This is a genomic window from Curvibacter sp. GW821-FHT01G03 (assembly GCF_059422285.1).
The window spans coordinates 278,735-299,933 of record NZ_JBWKWP010000008.1 but is presented as its reverse complement, the minus strand read 5'-3'; the positions used below and the strand labels follow the sequence as shown (position 1 = coordinate 299,933).

Genomic DNA, 21,199 nt, shown 5'->3' with positions numbered 1-21,199 from the left:
CCCTTGTTCAGAAACGCACGAAGTCAGGGCCCGGCGAGGTGATTGCCACCGCATTCCGGCGCAGCGCAGGCACCACGGCCGGGCGGGGCGTGGCGCGGTTCTCGGGCGGCTGTGCCGCAGGCGCGACCTCGCTGGCACCGAGCTTGAAAAAGGCCATCAGGCTTTGCAGTTGCTCGGCCTGGGAGCTCATTTCCTCGGCTGTGGCGGCCAGCTCTTCGCTGGCCGAAGCGCTTTGCTGGGTGGTCTGGTTGAGCTGGTTGACGGCGGTGTTGATTTGGGCGACACCGGTGTTCTGCTCTTCGCTGGCTGCGGCGATCTCTTTCACGAGGTCCGAGGTCTTGCGGATCGATGGAACCATCTCCTCCAGCAGCTTGCCTGCCCGTTCGGCCTGCTCGACCGAGTTGGTGGCCAACTCGCCGATCTCTTGTGCTGCCTCCTGGCTGCGCTCGGCGAGCTTGCGCACTTCGTCGGCCACCACGGCAAAGCCCTTGCCATGTTCACCGGCCCGCGCGGCCTCGATGGCCGCATTCAGTGCGAGCAGATTGGTCTGGTAGGCAATGTCGTCGATGATGCCAATCTTGCCGGCGATGCTCTTCATGGCGCCGACGGTCAGCTTCACGGCCTCGCCGCCCTCACCGGCATCCCGGGCCGCGTGGGCCGCCATGCCGTCCGTGACGCGCGCGTTCTCTGCGTTTTGCTGGATCGAGGCGCTGGCCTGTTCGATGGTGGCCGACATTTCTTCCACGCCGGCCGCCTGTTCGGTGGCACCCTGAGACAGCGACTGTGCGGTCGACGAGACCTGTTCGGATGCGCTGGACAGGCTGTTGGAAGCGGCGCGCACCTCCCCGATGATCTGGGCCAGCTTGGCCACCATCTCGCCCATGGCCTGGAGCAACTGGCCCACCTCGTCGCGCCCACGCACCTCGATGCGGGCGCTCAGATCGCCCTCTGCCAGACGGCGCGCCGCTGCCGTGGCTTCGCCCAGCGGGCGCGTCACGCTGCGGGTCACGCCATACGCCACGGCCAGGGCCACCAAGACCGAAGCCAGCGCGAGGATGGCCATCAGCTCGCGGGTGGCTTGGTACTGGGCATCGGCCTGCTCGCCGGCCTTTTTCACCATGCCCACCTGGTATTGGATCATTTCATTGACCACCCCTTCGTACTCGCGCTGGGCATCGCGCATCTCGGTCACCATCAGCACGGTGGCTGCGTCGAATTTGCCGGCCTCGACCAGGCTCAGGTACTGAACCAGGCCTTGGCCGAACTTGGCGCGTTTCTCCTTGATGCGCGACAGGAGCATCTTGCCGGTCTCGGTGCTGATGCCCTTGTCGAGGGTGTCCAGCAATTCGGTGAAGTTGCTGCGGATCTTGGCGATCTTCTCCAACTCGGCCTTGACCACCGCGGGCTCGCGCGACAGCACGATGTTGCGCATGGCCAGGTTGGCCACATTGAGTGAATCAATCAGCGCGTTGGCTGTGATGGTGTTCGGAAAGCGTCGGTTGACGATGGTCTGCATATCGTCATTGATCTGGCTCATCTTGAAGACGGCCATGGCCACCGTGGCCAGCAACACGGCGATCACCAGGAAGAAGCCCAGGCCCATGCGCAGGCCGATGCGAAAATTGTTCAACATAAGGAATGCTCCGAGAATCAATGGGTTGAAAACACGGAGCGGGCCTCTTGTGAGGCGCTCCATGAGGCCTGGTTGACCAGGGCCGGTATGTCCAGCATCAGCGCTACTTCGCCGCTGCCCAGGATGGTTGAGCCCGAGATACCGGGCAAGCCCTCCATCAAGGGCCCGAGAGGTTTGATCACCGCCTGGAATTCGCCCTTGAGCTGATCCACCACCAGGCCGGCCTTGCGGGTGCCGAGTTGAACCACGACCACGTTCTCGCGCCGCGTCGCCCGGCCCGGCAGCCCGAAATGGCGCCTCAGCCGCAGCAGTGGCAGGACCTCGCCGCGCAGGTTTGTGTAGTCGTGCGCTTCGGTGCCGAGTTGCACGCACTCCAGCACCGCATCCAGTGGCACCACGTAATGGGCTTCGCCCACGGCCATCAGAAAGCCGTCGATGATGGCCAGGGTGAGCGGCAGGCGGATGCGGAACAGCGTGCCCCGGCCCGCCACGCTGTCGATGTCCAGCGTGCCGCGCAAGGCCTCGATGCTGCGCCGCACGACGTCCATGCCAACACCTCGTCCCGACAACTTGCTGATCTGCTCGGCAGTCGAAAAACCAGGCTCGAAGATCAGCGCCCAGACCTCGGCGTCGCTGAGGTGGGCCTCGCTGGTGAGCAGGCCCGTTTCGCGTGCCTTGGCCAGGATGCGTTCGCGGTTCAACCCGGCACCATCGTCCGCCACCTCGATCACGATGCCGCCCGCCTCATGGCGTGCCCGCAGCTCCAGCCGCCCGGCCGCAGGCTTGCCGGCCGCCAGTCGGTCCAGGGGGGCTTCCAGGCCGTGGTCCATGGCATTGCGCATCAGGTGGGTCAAAGGGTCGCCCAGGCGATCCACCATCGACTTGTCGAGTTCTGTGTCGCCGCCACTGATGTGCAGCTCGATTTCCTTGCCCAGGTCCTTGGACACGTCGCGTACCACGCGGCGGAACCGGTTGAAGGTGTCGCCGATCTCCACCATGCGCAGGCGCATCGCGCCGTCGCGCACGTCTTCGGTCAGGCGCGACATCACCGACACCGCTTCGCGCAGTGCACGGTCCTGGTTGCGTGTGGCCTGCACACTCACCGAAGCGCTGGCAATGATCAGCTCGGCCACCCGGTTGATCAGCGCGTCGAGCTTGTCTGAGTGCACGCGGATCATCTTGGCTTCTTGCGACTGGCGTTGGCGCAGTTCGTTCTGGCGCCCGATGGCGCCTTGCACCAGTTCGGCTTGCACCGCGCGCTCCTCGACCAGGATCTCGCCCAGCGGGGCCCGCTCTGCGTCGGGCTCTGCCTGTTGCTCCGCCAGCGCCCGACTCAGCTCGTGGGCAGTCAGTGCACCGCAGGCCTGCAGGATTTCGCCCAGGCGCAGCCGGTCGGCCGGCAGGGCCTCGATCAGGCGCAGGTAGTCGTCGACCCGGCTGTCGGGCGGCAGGATGCGAAGCTCGCAGTCCTGGCTCACGAACTCGAACACCGACTCGATCTCAAGCTTGCTGGCGGCGCTGGCCAGACGGATCTCGAAACCGAGGTAGCAGGACTCTGGGTCCATCGTCTCAAGCACTGGCAACTGGGTGCTGAGGGTGCTGATGTGCACCACGCGACCCAGGGTGCGCAGGTGATGAATGAAGGGGGCGGGGTCGAAGCCTTCCTGGAACAGGCCGGTCGAGAAGCGCAGCGACAGATGCCACAGGTCCTGGTCATTGCGGGTGCTGGCTTGCGCCACGGGGGGGGCGGTGCAGGTCGACGAGGCGGCCGCGTCCAGCGGGGCCAGGGCGTGCAGCCGTTCGACCAGGGCCAGGCCCAGCATCGGCAGACCGTCGTCGCGTTCACCGGCCGTGTCGCCAGCGACGTCGATCAGGCGGTGAATGTGGTCGCCGCACTGCAGCAGCAGGCTGACCATGTCACCCTGCAGGTTCAGACTGCCTGAGCGCACCCGGTCCAGCAGGGTCTCCACGTGGTGGGTGAAGCCGACGATATCGTCCAGCCCGAACAGCCCAGCCGAGCCCTTGATGGTGTGGGCGGCGCGGAACACCGCGTGGATCGCCTCCGCATCGCCGGGCTCGCGCTCCAGGCTCATCAGCGCGCTTTCCATCTCGCCGAGAAGGCCGCGACTCTCGGCGAAGAAGGTGTGCAGCACATCGTTGAATTCCATGGGGTCCCTTTCTCAGCGCCGGCCAACGGCCTCGCCATCGGTGCCCGCCAGCGGGTCGCCAAGCCAGTCTGCGAGGTCGTACAGGGCGATCAGCGAAAGCACGGCCGGGCTATGCCCACTCAGGCGCAGTGACTGGCCACCCAGGCGGGCGAAGTTCTTGGCCGCCATCAGCACCTGGAGCCCGGCAGTGTCGAATTCGGTCACCGCCGACAGGTCGAGCTCCAGCTCCGCCTGTTCGCGCAGGCGTTCCAGCAAGGTGCTGCGCAGTTCACCAGCGCTGTAGATGTTGCAGTCGCCCTGCAGGCGCAGGCGCAGCGTGTCTGCACCGCTTTCGGCAATGATGTCCATGCCGCGCTCCTCAGGGCAGGATCAGCTTGGCCACGGCGGCCAGCAGCTGATCGGGGCGGAAGGGCTTGACCACCCAGGCCTTGGCGCCACCCTGCTGGCCTGCCTGCTTTTTGGCCGCATCGGTTTCGGTGGTCAGGATGATCACGGGTGTGAACTTGTAGGCGGGCAGCGCCTTGATGTGGCGCAGCAGGGTCAGCCCGTCCATCTGGGGCATGTTCACGTCGCTGATGACGAGGTGGATCTTGCGACCGTCAAGCTTGCGCAAGGCGTCGTGCCCGTCGGTGGCCTCGACCACCTCGTAGCCTGCGCCGCGCAGCGCCATGCCAACCACCTGGCGCACGCTGATGGAGTCATCCACGATCAAGACTGTCTTTGCCATTGCCTATCCGCTCCCTCAGAAAAAAGTGATCTCTTCGCCGGCCGGTGCGGACGCGACAGCGCCGCCACCCTGGCCGTGGTTGTCCAGTTGGTCCTGCATCGTGTAACTGCTCCGCGATTGGTCCAGCCAGGCCTGCGGGTCCAACCGTATGTCGGGGTGCAGGGCCCGGGACTGCAGGTCAGACTCCAGCCGCTGCAGGTCGCCTTGCACGTGGCGCAGGATCTGGCCCGTGCGGTCCTGGAACTGCAGTGCCACCATCACCTCGCTGATGTCGCCGTCGATGGCCGAGGTCTCGTGCTGCAGCACGTCGTTGCGCTGCTCCAGTTGTTGAACCGCGCCACGCAATTGGGTCAGCACGCCTTCGATCGTGGCCTCGGAGCTTTGCAGCAATTGCTTGTCCCGTTCTGCAAATCGGTCCGAGGCCTCGATGATCTGGCCAATGGCCTGGCCCACCGAGCCGACCTTGCTGGTGATCTGGCGGCCGGTGTCCGCCGACAGGGCTGACAGGCGCCGCACCTCGTGCGCCACCACCGCGAAACCTCGCCCCTGCTCGCCGGCGCGGGCCGCCTCGATGGCCGCGTTGATGGCCAGAAGATTGGTCTGGTGGGCGATTGAGCCGACCAGTTCTGCCATCTCGCGCAGCTCGGTGGCAATACCGCCCAGGCCTTGGATGCCTGAAAGCATCTCTTCCTTGGCCTGCATCGCCAGTTGCAGGCCGCTGGCCATCTGGCGCAGTTCGCTCTGGGCTGAGGCGAACACGGCCGCGCTGCCCCCGTCTTCGCCACCGGTCTGGGTAAAAAGGCCCAGTGTCTGCTGCAGGCGCTCCTTGATGGCGCCGAACTGGCGTGCCAGTGCGCCGATGGCCACCTCGCTTTGCGAGGCCGAACTGTCGATCTGTCGGCTCCAGATCGGCAGGGCCTGCGCACAAAGGGATTCCAGGTCCCGCAAGAGCTCTTGTGCCAGCGGGGGCGGTGGGGGTTGGCGCAGCACCCGCCAGCCTCCGCCCACGCCGAGCAGGCCCATCAGCACGAGGCCCCCTGCCCACAGCGGCCGGCCCAGTTGCAGGCAGGCCAGGGCGCCGATGGCGCCCACGATCAGGGGCCAGGCCAGCCAGGCCAGGGAGCCCGCGCCCAGACCGGGCAGAGTGTTTCGAGAAGGTTCTGGCTTCATGCAACCGATGCTAGGGAGGACCGGTTGGCGGCGCTATAAGGCGAGGGCTGCTCATGTCCTCAGAGCGCGCTGAAATCGCGTCAGTAAAACCTGACCCCGGACCGGGCGAGATGCCGGCCCGGGGCCTCGGGCATCAGGCCTTGTCGCGGCCCAGCATGTCGGCGAGCTTTTCCAGCAGTTCGTGTGAGTCGAAAGGTTTGCGCAGAAAGTGGCGCACTCCCATCTGGCGCGCCGATTCGGCGTCGATGTACTCGCTGTAGCCGGTGCAGATGATCACGCCCAGCGAGGGACACAGCGCCTGGGCGGCCTTGAACAGCGCCACCCCCGACATGCCGGGCATGGTCTGGTCGGTGATCAATGCTGCCGGCGGTGCCGCGCCGTGCCCTGGGCGCAGTGCCTCGCCCAGTGCCGCCAGCGCCTGGCGTGGATCGGCAAAGGCCGACACGGTGAAGCCGTGTTCGCGCAACAGCTCGCTCAGGAACACCAGCACTGCCGGATCGTCGTCGACCACCCAGATAGCCTCGCCGGACACGAACTCGAGTGTCGGGCGTGGCGCCACTTCGTCCACTGGCACATCCTGCGCCGCCGGCAACAGCACCCGCATGGCGGTGCCATGCGGCGTCCTGTCATGCACCTGGATGTGGCCGCCGGCCTTGTGCACCAGGCCCACCACCGAGGACAGCCCCAGGCCGGTGCCTTTGCCCACGCCCTTGGTGGTGAAGAAGGGGTCAAAGATCTTGGGCAGCACCTCGGGTGCAATGCCCGGGCCGTCGTCGGTCACCTCCAGTACCACGAAGCGGCCGTGGGCCATTCCCTGGCAGTTGCTGCAGGATTCCGCGGCCAACTGGGCGTTGAGCAGGCGGATGTCGATGTGGCCGCTGGCCCCCAGCGCATCGCGCGCGTTGATCACCAGATTCATCACGATCTGTTGCACGTCGACCGCCGAGATGCGCACCGCGGGCAGGGAGTGATCGGCCTTGTAGCTCAGCAGGATGCCACTCGGAATGGAGGACTTGAGCATGTCGAACATCTCGCTGACCATGGCGCCGAGTTGGCGCGGCGCCACGTCCTCGGGTTCTTCGGTGCGCACGTAGGCCAGCATCTTGGCGACCAGATCGCGCCCGCGCTCGCTGGTACGCACGATCTCGCGCAAGTAGCCGGCCAGCTTGCCACCAGGATCGCTGACATAGCGCTCCAGCCCCAGACTGGCCAGGCCCATGATGCCAGCCAGCATGTTGTTGAAGTCATGTGCGATGCCGCCCGTGAGGTGACCCAGCGCCTCCAGCTTTTGCGATTGCATCTGCTGCTGTTGAACAGCCTGGCGCTCGGCTTCGATGCGGCGCTGCACCGTGAGGTCTTCGCTGATCGACCACAGATAGGCCTGACCGCCGAGTTCGATGCGAACACCATTGAGGCGTACCGGGACGCGACTGCCGTCGGCGCGAACGTATTCCTTGTCGTAGGGGCCGTAGCGTCCGATGCGTGCCACCATCTTCAGCTGTTCGGCCTCGGCGCGCATGTACTCTGACGGTGTGAGGTCCCAGTACGAAAGGCTTTGCAAGGCCTCGGCGCTGTACCCGGTCAGGGCTCGGTAGGCTTCGTTGAACTCGACCAGGTTGCCGTCGAGTGTGCACAGCGCAATGCCCAGCGGCGACAGCTCGAACAGCGAGCGCAGCTTGTCTTCGCTCTCGAACAGGGCCTGCTCCGCACGTTTGCGCTCGGTCAGGTCGCGCACGGTTCCAATCATGCGCACCGGCGTGCCCGCGGCATCCCGCAGCAGTTGGCCCCGCGACAACACGTCGACCCAATGGCCGTGCTTGTGGCGCAGCCGGGTTTCGATCTCGAAGCGTTCATCGCTGCGCCCTGCCACCACGTCGCCCAGCGCCAGGTGCAGTGCGAGTGCATCGGCGGGATGGATCAGGCGCGAGGCGGTCTCGGCGTTGACCCTCAGTTCGCCCTCCTGGTAGCCCAGCATTTCCTCGCAGCGTGGCGAAAGGTAGACGCTGCCGTCGATCAGGTTGCGGTCCCACAGTCCGTCATTGGTGCCGCGCAATGCCAGTTCAAAGCGCTCCTCGCTCTGCCGCAGTGCCTGTGCGGCAGCACGGCGCTCGGACAGATCGCGCACAAAGACAAAGAAGTGCCCATCGCCCAGCGGCGAGCGGCTGGTGGTGATCTCTACCGGCCAGTGCTCGCCGCTTTTGCGCCGGTGCTGGGTCTCAAAGCGGTCATGACCCGACACCAGTGTGATCTGGATGTGGCGGCTCACATGGCCGGGCTGGTCATCGGCATTGACGTCGGGAATGCGCATGCGCAGCAGTTCGGCGCGGCTGTAGCCCGACATCTGCACATAGGCGTCATTGACCTCGAGAAAGCGGCCGTGTTCGTCACAGATCCAGACGCCATCGAGTGCGGTGTCCATCAGCGCTCGATAGCGCGCCTCGCGCTCGGCAAGTGCTTTTTGTACCTGCACCCGCTCGCTGATGTCACGCATGAAGCCGATGAACACCGAGCCTTCGCTCAGGCGGGCCTCGCCGACGGTGAGTTGCACGTGCAGTTCGCGCCCGTCGCGCCTGCGCGCCTGCATGTCACGGCCCACGCCAATGATGTGGCGTTCACCCGTGTCCATGTAGTGCTGCACAAAGCCGTCATGCTGGCGCGCCACCCCGTCGGGCATCAGCAGGTTGACATTGGCGCCCAGCAGTTCGTCGCTGCTGAAGCCAAACATTCGTTCCACCGCGTGGTTGACCATCTGGATGTGGCCCTGCGCGTCGATCACCACGACGGCGTCGGGGGCCGAGCTCAGGAGGGCTCGCATGCGTTCTTCGCTGGCGATCAGTTCCCGCTCGACCCGATGCCGCTCGGTGATGTCGTCGCCCAGGATCACAAACCCGTTCAGGTGGCCTTGTGAGCCCCGCATCGGTGTCACGCTGCGATCATCGAGGTAGATGCTGCCGTTGTGGCGCCGCACCTGAACCTGTCCCTTCCAGGGCTGGGCCTGGATCATCGCCTCACGCATCTGGGCCCAGGCCTGCTCGTCGCCAGCCACCCGCAGCACGTCGAACTCGCGGCCCAGCAAGGCCTGTGCTTCGTAGCCGGTGACCTGTGCAAAGGCCGGGTTCATCCAGACGATGGTGCCGTCCTCATCACAGATCAGGGCCGGGTTGAGTGTGGCTTGCAAGGCGTCGGCAATGCCGCCGGCCGCTTGCAGCGGCTGGCGCACGGCCAGCAGGTAGGCCGCGCGGGTCAGGTAGCCATAGGCCGCGATCTTGGCGATGTGCCCCAGTGCATTGAAGATGTCCGTCGGGCTGCTGTAGGTGGCAAAGCAGCCTTCGGCGATGGCCGAGAGGACCGCCGCGATGGCCATGGCCGTCATCGGTACGCCTGCGCCGCGGCGGCCGAGGTATTCCAGGCGCAGGGCCGTTGCCAGCAGCAGTGCGATCAGGGCCATTTCGCTGCCGACCTTGGCGGCGGTCAGGCCCTGGCCGGATTCGAAGGTGTGCGGCAGCAGATCGGGCCAGAAGAGGATCAGGGCGCTGCTGAGCGTGACCAGACAGGCCACCAGGCCCAGCGACAGGCGTGGGTATCCGCGTTGCGCGCGTGTGGCTGGCGGGGTGATGGCCATCACCACCAGGCCGAAGGCCACCAGCGCACGCCCGGCCAGCCAGAAGGCGATGCTTTTTTCCACCCCTGAAGGGGTCACCAGAGGCGGCATGCCGTCATAGGACAGCATGTGAAGGAAGTCCAGCACAGCTGCTCCACCCATCACGGCCGCCAGCAGCACGGAGGCAGGCCGGCGGGGGCTGTCGGGGGCCATCCAGAGCAGGCCGAAGCTCAGCGAGGCCAGGACCACCGCCGCAACTTCCGCGCTGGTATGGGCGGCCAGAAAGCCCATTCGGGCAAATTGGGGCAGGGCACTCAGCGAGGTCTGCTCCAGCAGCCAGACCAGGGGGATCAGCACCAGCAGGGGCAGGGCGCGCCGCCATTCGGCACGGGAGTTGGCAATAAAGACTTGGAAGGTCGGCATGGATGGCTAAAAGTCGAGGAAAGCGGGCCGCACGGGCTTCAGTTGCGGCGTGTCATGCTGGCATACAGCCGCACACCCAGGTCGTCGTTGGCCGGATCGGCCTGTGGCGTGCTCATGCTGGCCAGTTCGGGGCGCCGCTGCACCAGGTCGAGGAAGCGGCGCGTCATGTAGGGGTCACGCCAGCCGCGTTCGGCCTCCTCAGCCAGGATGGCCGATGCGTGCTCGGAGCTCATGCCCTCTTTGTAGGGGCGTGGCGATATCAGCGCGTCGTGGATGTCGACCAGTTGGAACACCCGCGCCAGCAAGGGAATGGATTCACCGGCCAGGCCGTCGGGATAGCCGCTGCCGTCCCAGCGCTCGTGGTGGTGCCGGATGATCGGCGCGGTGAGGCGCATGCTCTTGAGCTGCGACACCAGTTGGTGGCCGATGGTGGTGTGTTCCCGCATCACAACCCATTCTTCTGGCGTGAGGTGGCCTGGCTTGAGCAGGATCGCGTCCGGGATACCGAGCTTGCCAATGTCGTGCAGCACGCCGCCGCGGCGCAGCGCCATCAGCTCGGCCGCTGACAGGCCCAGCTCCAGTCCCAGCAACACGGCCTTGTGCGCCAGGCGTGAGCAGTGATCGCCGGTGTTTTCGTCCTTGGCCTCGACCATGCGGGCCAGGGCGAACAGGGTGGATTCCGTGCTGTCGAGCTGGTCGGTGATGCGCTTGCGATGCACCGCAGCCTGCACGCGGGCGCGCAACTCCATCGGGAGGTAGGGCTTGCGCAACAGGTCGTCAGCACCTGAAGACAGGCCGCCCATCAAGTCTTCGGCCGCCGTGCTGCCGGTGATCATCAGGATGGGCTGCACCGCCAGGCCGAGCTCGCCACGGACCCGGCGGCAGAACTCGTCGCCGTCCATGCCGGGCATGCGACGGTCGGTCAGCACCACGTCGAATTCGGCCCGGCGCAGCCAGTCCAGGCCATCCAGGCCGCCCGGTGCATAGGTGAGATGGTATTGCGGCGGCTCCAGGATCTCCTCGATCAGCAGTCGTTGCAGCGGATCGTCGTCGATCATCAGCACCCGATAGGGATACTCGCCCGACAGCCGGCGAATGAGTTCGTTCTGATCCATGGGCATTCCTGGGGTTAGGGCTGGGGACCTGATGTGCGCACAGGGCCGCCATGCGGCACGCTACAACATCCGATGCTGCCTGAGCCTGCCGGGGTGGTCTGTCGGGGCTGGCCTCACGCCCCGTTCAGTCATGCCGGATTCGCTGTCGGGAAATCCTGACCCCGGCCTCAGTGGCTGGTGATGCCATGGCGCAGGGCGTACTTGAGCAGGTCGGCATTGGTCTGCAACGCCAGCTTCTGCATCAAGCGCATCTTGTGGGTGCTCACCGTCTTCGGGCTCAGGTGCAGCGCGTCGGCGATCAGGCCCAGGGGCTGGCCGGCGGCAATGCGCTCCAGAACCTGCAGTTCGCGCGGCGACAGCTGTTCATGCGGAGAGTCGGAGCCCGGGTTGAGGGCGCCGTGGAAGACCACAGAATCGACCAGGGCCGGATCAATGTAGCGGCCTTTGGCCGCCACTTTGCGCACCGCGCCGATCAGGGCGCTGGGCTCGCAGTCCTTGGTCACGTAGCCGGCTGCGCCGGCGCGCAGCACCCGGGCCACGATCTGCGCCTCAACGTGCATGGACAGCACCAGCACCGGCAGGTCCGGGTGATCGAGCTGAAGCCGCTTGATCAGGTCAACCCCGCTCAGGCCGGGCATGGACAGGTCGAGCAGCACCACGTCGGCACGGGTGTGGCGCAGCAACTCCAGCAGCGCATGGCCATCGGCGGCCTCGCCGGCCACCCGCAGGTTGGGGGCACTGCTGAGGAGCTGGCGCAAACCGCTGCGCACGATGCTGTGGTCGTCGGTGACGATGACGTCGATCGGGTTCATGAATCCAGACTCCTGCCGATGTTGTAGCTGATGTCGATGAGGGTGCCGCCGGAGCCGGACTCGATTTGCAGCCGGGCGCCCAGCGCGTGCATGCGCTCGCGCATGCCCAGCAGGCCCAGGCCGCCGCCACGGCGCGCAGCCACCTCGGCCAGGTCGAAGCCGCAGCCGTTGTCGCTCACGGACAGGCGCAGTTGTCCCGACTCGCAGGACAGTGCAATCACCACCTCAGTGGCGCGCGCGTACTTTGCGATATTGGTCAATGATTCTTGCACGGCCCTGAACAGGGCCAGTGAGGCTGCCTCGGACAAGCTGCTCAGGTCCCCTTCCTCCGCGCGCGGCAACTGCAACTCGCACCGGGTTTCCCAGCGCAGCGAGAAGTCTTCGGCCAGCCACTCGATGGCGGCCACCAGGCCGAGGTCCAGCGCCGCCGGTCGCAGATTGGAGGCGATGTGGCGCACCACCTCGGTCATGGTGACCATGGTCTCGCGCATCTGGGCGGCGCGCTGGGCGCTGGCGCCCCCGGGTTCCAGCTGGCCGCGCAGCATCGACAGGTCCATTCGCAGCGCCGTCAGCAACTGGCCCAGCTCGTCATGGACCTCGCGCGCGATGCGCTTGCGCTCCTGCTCGATCACCTCGCTCTCGTAGGCCACCAGTTCGCGCAGCCGCTCGCGCGAATCGCGCAGTTCAGATTCGATGCGCTTGCGCTCGCTGATGTCCTGCATTGTTCCGCTCATGCTCATCGCCCCTTGTGCGCGCTGTACTGTGCCGTGCATGTGCACGATCAACTCGGGGCCTCCGCTGCGGATCAGGCGCATGTCCAGTGCCAGGCCCCCACCATGGCGCCACGCCTGATCCAATGCCTTGGCCAGGCTTGTTCGGTCATCCGGGTGCACGTGGGCCAGCAATTGCTCACGCGAGAGTTCGCGGGAGGCGGCCAGGCTCTTGTCCAACATGCGCAGCATCTGATCCGAGCAGCTGAACTGGCCACTTTCCCTGTCCCACTGCCAGTCACCGATGCCGGCCAGCTTCTGCGCCGCTGCCAGGCGCAGGTGGTTGCTGGCCAGCTCTTCGGCATTGCGGCGTCGCTCATCCACATCGAGCACCTGCACCAGCACGCGGTCTTCCTCGCCCAGGGTCGCTGGCAGTCGGCACACGATCAGCAAGGTCCAGCCCAGGCTGCCCCCCACCCGGTGCATGCGATGTTCGCTCACATAGGTCGGCAGTTCACCACGCGCTACGCGCGCGATCAGGTTCTTCTGCAACAGCGCATCGTCGGGCTCCAGGCAGCTGTGCAGCACATCGGCCCCAGCGTCCGGTCCGATCAACAGGTTCCAGGCCAGGTTGTGGCGGAGCACCCGGCCAACGGCATCACACAGTGCCACGCCGACCACGCCAGCGTCCAGGATGCGCTCCAGCAGGTCATGTGCGGCGCGGGCTGCCAGCTCGCTGCGGCGTAGCGAGCTCAGGTCCTCGTCGATCGCGATGGCGCCGATCACCTCGCCTTGCGGGTCGAACATCGGGCTGGCGGTGGTCAGCAGGCTGCGCCGTTCGCCCGGTGTACGGTCAAAGTCGACCAGTCCGCTGTCAAGCGTGCCGCGCAGCACCACTGCGCGGCGCATCAGCGAGTCGTGTTGTATCGGCAGCGCTCCGGAACCGCGCCAGTCGGGCGTCTGCTGTGCCGAGTCGCCCAGCCACAACTGCCGGGCGGCCGGGTTGGTCTGTGTTGTCTGGCCGTGCAGATCGCCGATCCACACGCCCACCGGCAACGCGTCCAGCACGGCGCGCAGGTGCAAAGCGTGGCGAGTGGCGGTCTGCTCTGCATTCTTGAGCGCGCTGATGTCTTGTACGCTGACGACGAAGTGCAGCAGTGCGCCCGAGTCATCCCGCACCGCCGAGATGCTTACCAGGGTCGGGATCTCGCTGCCGTCACGGCGCAGGTGGCGCATTTCACCCTGGACACTGCCTCCCAGCTCGGCCCCGCGCCGCAGGCGTGTCATGGTTTCCCAGTGCGAAACCGGCACGTGCTGGCGCACTGGCTGGCCTACCAGTTCCTCGGGGCGGTAGCCCAGCATGCGGGCATAGGCAGGATTGACCAGTTCCAGCGCCGGCCTCGGGCCGACCGAGCCAATCACCACGCCCCAGCCCGAGTCCTCGAACACGCGAGTCCAGCGCCGCATGGTGCGCGCAGCGTCCAACTCAGCGCGAAGATCGCGCAGCATGACCAAGATGCCGCGCCGCCCGAGCAAGGTGTAGCTTGCCAGCAGCACCTCAACCGGAACACGCGTGCTGTCTGCCGTCAGCAGATCCAGGTTGTGGCTTTGTGAGGTGCCGTCTGCCAGGGGGCTGAGGTCGATGCGGCCTGGCCAGTCGGGCAGCAATCCAGCCACCGGCAGGCCCAGCCAATGCGACGCCGGCGCTCCGAGCAAACGCTCGGCCGCCGGATTCACTCGGATCACGCGCTGTTGGGCATCCAGCACCAGCGTGGCCAGTGGCAGGTGGTGCAGCGTGGCCTGAGACTGGGCATGGGACAGGTAGAGCTGGCGCAGCCGCGGCAACTGGCGCCAGTAGCTCCATGCGGCTCCGAGCAATGCCAGGCCACTGAGCAGCAGCATGGCCAGCAACATGGGCCCACCCACAGCGCGGAACAGGCTTGCGGCGCCGACACGCAGCATCAGGTAGCTGCCTTCGTCGCCGATCGGCGCCAGTGCCCCCAGGCCCAGGCGCTGACCCTCACTTGACAATTCGACCAGGCGGTGGCCCTGCTCGCGCCAGCCTGGCGCTGCAACGGTGAAGCGTTCGGCGGCAGCCGGTGCACCATCGCTGCCCGGATCAAACTCCGAGCATAAAAGAAGGTCTTGCTCACCGGCCTGGCAGATCAGCAAGGGCTGCCGCAGCTGTCGATCACTCTCCGTTCGGGCTTCGCCCGTTTCGGACCACAGTTGCAGCTGCACTTGCAGACCACTTTGGCGCCCCTTGGCGGGCAGCTCGATGCGTACCCGGCCATTGGTCAGTACGCTGGCCGTGAGTTCCGCCGTGCGCAGAACCGGTGCTGCGGTGGCCCAGTGTCGACGGACTGCCTCTCGGGCGTCTGCTGCCAGTTCGATGTGCTCACCCTGGCTCTGCAGCGTGCGGAGAAAACCGCCCCGATCCCAGCCCACAGTGGTGGTGGCGGCAGGTTGTGCCCAGGCTTGCTGGTAAGCCCCCGAAACCAGGGCGGCGGCTCGCCCCACGTGGCGTTCCAGCACCCGGGCCTGGCGTTCGGCCCGGGCTCGCAGGCCCTCGGTCAGCAGGTCGGCCGACTGCGCCGACACCACCGCCGCGGCGGCCAGGCCAGCCAGCACGCTGGTGGTCAGCAACAAGCCCAGATTGCGCGCGAACACCCAGCGGTAGCCCTGGTCGGGCGCGGACCGGCCTTGGCGGTCGATTTCGCCCAAGGCGATCATCACCAGCGCCAGACCGAACCACAGCAGCGCCAGCAGCACCGGCAGGCTGAACAGCAGCGAGGCCCCGGGGACGTCGCCGAAGACCAGCCAGCAGGTGAGGGTGAAAACGGCCAGGGCACTGTCGCCCATGCTGAGCAGGGCCAGCAAAGACAGCGCCACGCTCAGCCGGGTGTGGCCCGGGCGCTGCAAAGCCCAGGCGGCCAGGCCACTGAGCAGCAGCCAACCTGCCAGCACATAACGACCGGCCATCGAGACCCCATCGACCACGCTGTTGGAGAGCAAGACGGCGCTGTCCAGCCGCAAGCCCCATTCCAGCAACATCAGCCCGACCAGGCCCAGGCCAGCCTGGATCGCAAGGGCCGCAAGGCGCGGCGCGTGCGGGCGCAACACCTGGGCCAGCGGAGGCAGGCCGAGCGCCAGCAAGGACACCGGATTCAGTTCGGGTGCCGCCAGCGCGGGCCACAGCGCGCGCAGCGACGTGCTCAGCTGGAGCAGCATCAGCACCACGATCCAGAGCAACGCGGCCCAGGCCCCGATGTGACCGAGCCGGCCCAGCAGGGACATCTTTCGCAGGTCGAACACTCGCGCCACTCGCTTATCTATTTGTTAGCAAAAGTGTCAATTATGTCGCCCACCAGAGCGACTGAGTGACCCCATGCTCAGGCTTTCCTGAGTCGGAATCAGAGCGGGCTGAGGCTCGAATCAGTGCCGCACCGATACCGTTCGCCAGCGGGTGTCCCTAGGATGCTGTCATGTTTGATCCATCTGCCGCCCCCCGGCCCAGCCCGGCCCGGGCTGCCCAGGCCCCTGACCTGCCGACGGCGGACAGCCAGCGCCGGCTCGAGGCTGTGGTGCAGCTTGGCCTGTGCACCCAGCGCGTGGCTGAAGGTGCTGCCGCGGTCGATCTGGCGGCGCTCAACGCCATGCTGAGCGCGCATCAGGCCCGTCGCAAGGCACGCGGCTTTCGCACCGCGGCCGCACAGATGCGGGTTTTCTCGACCGAATTGGCCAGCCTGATGTTGCGTGTGGCCGCCGCCGTGGCCGAGTTGAGCGACGAGGTAGGGCGGCTGTGCCAGCGTGGGCGCCTGGAAGGCCAGTTGCGCCAGGCCGCGGCTGGTCTCGAACGGCCTGATGCGCGGCTGGTGGCGCTCGTGAGCGTCATGAACCGCGACGCGGCCCTGACCCGCGAGCGCCTGGGCCGACAACGTCAGGGCCTGAACCATGCGGTGGCTCGGGCCCTGCACTTGTGCGACGCCGGACGCAATCTGGCGCGCTGCGCCCTCATCGAAGCGGCCCATGCCGAAGACATGGCCCCCCAATTGACCCAGGTGGCGATCGACCTGGGCCAGGCCGTCGCCGGCATCATCGACGTGCTGGGCGGCATGAAAACACCTCTGGAGAATCTGGCGTCATGAAGCGAATGGAAACCCTTTTTGAGCAAGGCCCGCACCGCTGGGCGGTGATCGCGCGAGATCCGGAGCGCGCTTCGGCCCTGATCGACACCAACGAATACCTGGTCAGCCACGGGCGCGAGTCCTTGCTGACCGACCCGGGTGGCATGGAGATCTTCCCGGCCGTGTTCGCAGCGCTGGCCAATGGCGCTGACGCCAGCACGTTGCGCTGGATCTTCTCTTCGCACCAGGATCCCGACGTGGTCAGCTCGCTGGCCTTGTGGCTGGAGTTCAACCCGGCGCTCAAGTGCTATGCCTCGAAGATCTGGCATACCTTCTTGCCGCATTACGGCGGTGATGCGGACACTTTCATCTGCCTGCCAGACGAGGGCCAAACGCTGCAGCTGGGCACCCTCACGCTGCAGGCAATGCCGGCGCACTACCTGCATTCGTCTGGGAATTTCCATCTGCATGATCCGGTGGCCCGCATCCTGTTCACGGGTGACGTGGGTGCGGCCATGCTGCCGCCCGAGGAAGACACCCTGTTTGTGCAGGACTTCGATCGACACTGCCGCTATGCGCGTGGCTTCCACCAGCGTTGGATGGGTTCGCGCGAAGCTGTGCTGGACTGGTGCGAGCGTGCTAGCGCGCTGGGCCTGGACATGCTGTGCCCGCAGCACGGTTCAATCTACCAGGGCGCTGATGTACAGCGCTTCATCAACTGGTTTTCCGAGCTTGAGGTTGGCACCGGGCTGGGGCGACGCGCTCTGGCGTCAGCCTGAGACCCCAATCCTGACAGGAGTGCGGGTCGGGATTGCTGAATTGCCCGTGCCGGCTTGGGTTGGGGGCGCCCCGAATGCGGCCCATTCGATACCGTACAGACGAAAAAATACCCCTGCTAGAGGGGTATCTTCAATTCACAGGCCATAGGCCTAGTGTGAATTAGTAGCTGTTGCCGCCGCCGTAGCCGCCGCCGCCGCCGTTACGGCCACCGCCGTAACCGCCGCCGCCGCCACCACCGTAGCCGCCGCCACCGCTGCGGCCACCGCCGTAGCCGCCACCACCACCGCCGCCAAAGCCACCGCTACGGGGCGGGCGGGGTTCCATCGGACGGGCTTCGTTCACAGTGATGCTGCGGCCACCCAGGGATTGTTCGTTCATGCCGTTGATGGCGGCTTGCGCTTCAGCGTCGCTGCCCATTTCGACAAAGCCGAAGCCCTTCGAACGGCCGGTGTCACGTTCCATCATGACCTTGGCGCTGGTGACAGTGCCGAATTCGCTGAAAGCTTGTTCCAGATCGTTGTCACGAACCTGATAAGGCAGGTTGCCGACATACAGTTTGTTGCCCATTTTGGGACTCCTAAAAAACACATTGACAAAGCGATGGAGTCCCGAAAAACGCACAAATCAGACGAAAACCTGGCCATTCACCGCAAGCTGCTTGGATTAAAAATCCGCGCCAACCGATTAAACGCGCATACGGCACCAAAAAACCATCAACCGGGGGTCGCACACCTTTTTTTTTTTCATTCCATGATTTTCAACAGGGTTTGTGGATGGAAAAAGACGAAAACGCACTGAATTGGGGCGGTTGGGCTTGGCAAGGCCACGGCGTGGGGGCCCCAATCCGCCGTGTTGGCCGCCTCAGGCGCTCAGCACGGCCCGGAATGCGCCCTGTTGGACCACCACCCGAAACGCCAGGCCGTTGCTTACTTGCAGGGCCATCACCTTGATGGTGTTGGCGGTTGGGTCGGAGTCGCCTGAGCGGTGCCGCACGCCATGTGGCCTTGAACTTGAGGCCCTGGCGGTTCAGGCCGCCGCAGATGACCCGGTCGAAGTGGTGGCCCGCCACCAAACAGATCAGTACCGAGACCCATTGCGGGGCGCGGCTGAAGTTGCCCAGGAACGACCCGTTGGCCGAAACGGTGGTGGTGTCCGCCAACAGATCCGCCAACAGTCCGGCGATCTGCGTCACGATCAACAACCCGAAGGTGAGGATGATCTTGGCTCGGATGGTGAGGCTCATGTCAGCACCTCTGCGCGTGAACGAATGGCAAGACGGCCATGGGGAGGAGGCGTTCGTTTACTCAGGCCCGGCCAAGACCGCCCGGCGTGCGGGAGGTCATTCTTTGGGCCACCCAAAGGGCCACAGCAGCCAGCAGAATGGGGGCCACCGGCAGCAGCAACCACTGCGGGGCGGGCAGTTCGCTGGCCACAAAGGCGCCCATCAGGCCCGGGCCCAGCACTGATCCCAGGCGGCCGATGGCCGCACTCCACCCAATCCCTGCCGTGCGCAGGGCCGGGGGATACAGGCTCACCGCCAGCGCGACCTGTCCGATGGTGCCCGCAATCAGGCAGGTGCCCACCACCACGATCAAGGCCAGAAGCAGGCCTGGCGTTGCGGCCTGAGACCAGGCCATCACCAAGGCGACGGCGCCCAGCAGCGAGCAGGCCAGCAGGATCTTGCGCACATGGAAGCGAAAGCTCAGCGGGATCAAGCCCAGTGCGGCCACCACGCCACCGATGCCCATGGCCGCCGAGCCGAAGGCCACGCCCGAGGTGTCAAAGCCCAAGCGATGGAGCATGGACGGAACCCAGAAGGTCAAGGCATAGACGGCCGTGAAAATCAAAAATGAAAACGCCCACAGCAGCAGCGTCTGGGGCGCCAGGCCCGCTCCGAACAAGGCGCTGAGTCGCGCGGCGTGGGGGTGCCCCGCAGAGCCGGCCGAGGTCGGGGCATCTGCGGGCAGGTGCGCCCAGAGCGCTGGCAGCAGCAGAAAGGGGGCGATGCCGCCCAGCATGAACACCGAGCCCCAACCCCAACTCAGGATCAGTTTGCCGCCGATGGCGCCCCCCAGCGCAGCGCCCAGGGACAGGCCGGACGTGACGCCCACCGTCACGGATTCTCTGCGCTCAGGTGCCGTGCCGTCCACGGCCAGCGACACGACCGCCGGGATGGCCGCGCCCAGACCGATCCCCGACAGCAGCCGTATGGCGGCCAGAACGGGCACCGACCCGGCCAGTGCGGCCAGGCACGAGCCCAGCGCAAACAGAAACACCGCGCCGAGCACGATGTCACGCCGCTGCAGGCTCACGGCCAGGCGGCCACTGAGTGCATAGCCCAGGGCCGCGCCCAGGCTGGTGGCCACGAAAACCGGGGTGAAGGCCGACAGTGGAAGCTGCCATTGAGCTGCCAGGGTCGGGACGACAAAGCCGATGGATGTCGTGTCGAAGCCATCGACCAGGATGGTCAGGAAGGCCAGCAAGCTGATCTTGCGCATGGGTACTCCGCAGAAGGAAGGGGATGGGGGTCAGGGGGCAGGGTGGGCAGGCACCGGGGTCATGGCGACCCGGCAACCTGCTGCAGCCCCGTGTGGGGGGCGAAGTGCAGGCGTTGGATCGGCTGATCCGCTTGCACTGCAGGCCAGTCGGGCAGGGTGTCGGCTGCGGGGCGCCCATCGCGGATGAAGCCGAGGAAGGCCTGACGCATCGGGCGGGAGATCTGCTCGAACGCTTCTTCCTCCAGTCCCCCCAGCATCGGTGCCGTCGCAAAGGCCTCGCGGTTGCCGAACACAAACGGCAGTTCGATGCAATGCGTGGCACCCAACGTCTCACCGCCGGGGGTGTGGTCGAAGCGGTAGACGTAGGCCCCACGCCCGGCTTCGGCTGCCTGGCGTGCCCACAGCAGGGACGGTGCTTCAAACACGTGCTGGGTCATGGCGTCGTGCTGGCCGCGCGCAAAGAACGCCGTTGATTCATCGCGCGTGGTGCCGATCATCACGTCGACCCGGGTGGCTGCTTGCGCCAGCGCAGCCTGGAGCCCGGACGGTGTGGGCAGGAGGGCGCCATCGGCCACCGGAACAAATGGGGGGGCCACATCGCCCGCCTTGGCCTGGTTCTCGATGAAGAATTGGGCTGCAGCACCCTGCGCCGCCATCAACTGGCCGGGCTGCAAGTCCGACTGCAGCCGAAAGGGTTCAAGCGACCGCGCATAGGCCGCAGCCATGGGCGCTGCGTCCTGGGGCGTACCCAGTTCCAGGCCCAGGGGGGCACTCATCATGATGGCGCGCTGTATCGGCAACTGGGGGTAGGCACACAACAGCAGGGCGATGGATAGCCCGCCAGCCGATTGACCCATCAGCGTCAGATGTTCGGGGTCTCCGCCAAAGGCCGCGATGTTGTCCTTCACCCACGACACCGCCAGGGCCTGGTCCATCAAGCCCAGGTTGCCGGGTGAGACGCCGGGGCCGCACAGAAAGCCCAGGGCGCCCAGGCGGTAGTTCACACCCACCACCACGATGTCGCCTTCGCGGGCCAGACGGGCCCCGTCGTACCAGGGCAGGTCGCCTGCCCCCGTCATGAAGGCGCCGCCATGCAGCCAGATCATCACTGGGCGCCGTTTGCCATCGGCCGCCGGGGTCCACACGCTCAGGCGCAGGCAGTCTTCGGAGGCCGGGCTCTGAAAGTCACCCATGACCCGGCTGAGGCGGGAGGGCGCTTGCAGCGAGATGGCGCCCGCGGCGCAGGCCTGTGCGGGCAGGGTGCCTGCAGGCCGCGGTGCCGGCGGCTGAAAGCGCAGTGCGCCCACAGGGGCTTGGGCGTAGGGCAGGCCGCGGAAGGCCTGAACGCCCTCCAGGGCCAAGCCTTCAAAGGTACCGCAAGGGGCGTGGGCAAGGGGATGGTCAACAGTAGACATGGGTGCAGGGCGGTGATGTG

The 21,199-nt window shown here is 66.3% G+C and carries 14 protein-coding genes and 1 pseudogene; 2 read left to right on the top strand and 13 right to left on the bottom strand.

Features of this window, described 5'->3' with window-relative positions; all coding sequences use genetic code 11:
• Positions 1-7: 7 nt before the first annotated feature.
• The 9 genes from AC07VS_RS14000 to AC07VS_RS13960 all read right to left on the bottom strand — a co-directional run bounded on the left by AC07VS_RS14000 (position 8) and on the right by AC07VS_RS13960 (position 15,674).
• Positions 8-1,633: a methyl-accepting chemotaxis protein gene (locus AC07VS_RS14000; protein ID WP_494751254.1), complete on the bottom strand. Its 1,626-nt coding sequence runs from the start codon at positions 1,631-1,633 to the stop codon at positions 8-10.
• A 17-nt stretch (positions 1,634-1,650) separates the two neighbouring features.
• Positions 1,651-3,801: a chemotaxis protein CheA gene (locus AC07VS_RS13995; RefSeq protein ID WP_494751253.1), complete on the bottom strand. Its 2,151-nt coding sequence runs from the start codon at positions 3,799-3,801 to the stop codon at positions 1,651-1,653.
• Between the two features lie 12 nt (positions 3,802-3,813).
• Positions 3,814-4,149 (bottom strand): STAS domain-containing protein, encoded by a 336-nt coding sequence (locus tag AC07VS_RS13990; RefSeq protein WP_494751252.1) that lies wholly within the window; start codon positions 4,147-4,149, stop codon positions 3,814-3,816.
• 10 nt (positions 4,150-4,159) lie between these two features.
• Positions 4,160-4,528 (bottom strand): response regulator, encoded by a 369-nt coding sequence (locus AC07VS_RS13985; protein WP_492347489.1) that lies wholly within the window; start codon positions 4,526-4,528, stop codon positions 4,160-4,162.
• A 15-nt stretch (positions 4,529-4,543) separates the two neighbouring features.
• Positions 4,544-5,698: a methyl-accepting chemotaxis protein gene (locus AC07VS_RS13980; protein WP_494751251.1), complete on the bottom strand. Its 1,155-nt coding sequence runs from the start codon at positions 5,696-5,698 to the stop codon at positions 4,544-4,546.
• A 133-nt stretch (positions 5,699-5,831) separates the two neighbouring features.
• Entirely contained in the window at positions 5,832-9,722 is a 3,891-nt protein-coding gene (locus AC07VS_RS13975) for a PAS domain S-box protein (RefSeq protein ID WP_494751250.1), read from the bottom strand.
• 38 nt (positions 9,723-9,760) lie between these two features.
• The gene (locus AC07VS_RS13970; protein WP_492347492.1) at positions 9,761-10,837 is read right to left on the bottom strand and encodes an HD-GYP domain-containing protein; all 1,077 of its coding nucleotides are present in this window, start codon (positions 10,835-10,837) and stop codon (positions 9,761-9,763) included.
• A 167-nt stretch (positions 10,838-11,004) separates the two neighbouring features.
• Positions 11,005-11,649, bottom strand: coding sequence for a response regulator (locus AC07VS_RS13965; protein ID WP_492347493.1), 645 nt, complete (start codon positions 11,647-11,649; stop codon positions 11,005-11,007).
• A complete protein-coding gene (locus tag AC07VS_RS13960; RefSeq protein WP_494751249.1) occupies positions 11,646-15,674 on the bottom strand; it encodes a PAS domain-containing sensor histidine kinase in 4,029 nt (1,342 codons plus the stop codon). Before AC07VS_RS13960 ends, AC07VS_RS13965 begins: the two co-directional genes overlap by 4 nt.
• Before the next feature lie 170 nt (positions 15,675-15,844).
• On the opposite strand from AC07VS_RS13960, the gene AC07VS_RS13955 reads away from it, so the two are divergent.
• Positions 15,845-16,507, top strand: coding sequence for a hypothetical protein (locus tag AC07VS_RS13955; RefSeq protein ID WP_494657960.1), 663 nt, complete (start codon positions 15,845-15,847; stop codon positions 16,505-16,507).
• On the top strand, positions 16,504-17,265 hold the full coding sequence (locus AC07VS_RS13950; RefSeq protein ID WP_492347496.1) for an oxygen-binding di-iron domain-containing protein: 762 nt from the start codon (positions 16,504-16,506) through the stop codon (positions 17,263-17,265). The genes AC07VS_RS13955 and AC07VS_RS13950 overlap by 4 nt, the downstream gene beginning before the upstream one ends.
• A 172-nt stretch (positions 17,266-17,437) precedes the next feature.
• On the opposite strand, the pseudogene rbp reads toward AC07VS_RS13950, so the two are convergent.
• From rbp to AC07VS_RS13930, 4 genes and pseudogenes are all read right to left on the bottom strand, one after another.
• A pseudogene (rbp, locus tag AC07VS_RS13945) lies at positions 17,438-17,833 on the bottom strand (RNA-binding regulator); the annotation flags it as partial.
• Positions 17,834-18,127: 294 nt separating this feature from the next.
• Entirely contained in the window at positions 18,128-18,259 is a 132-nt protein-coding gene (locus tag AC07VS_RS13940; RefSeq protein WP_494657958.1) for a hypothetical protein, read from the bottom strand.
• A 311-nt stretch (positions 18,260-18,570) separates the two neighbouring features.
• Positions 18,571-19,764: an MFS transporter gene (locus AC07VS_RS13935; protein WP_494751248.1), complete on the bottom strand. Its 1,194-nt coding sequence runs from the start codon at positions 19,762-19,764 to the stop codon at positions 18,571-18,573.
• Positions 19,765-19,823: 59 nt separating this feature from the next.
• Entirely contained in the window at positions 19,824-21,179 is a 1,356-nt protein-coding gene (locus tag AC07VS_RS13930) for a carboxylesterase family protein (protein WP_494751247.1), read from the bottom strand.
• Positions 21,180-21,199 lie beyond the last annotated feature (20 nt).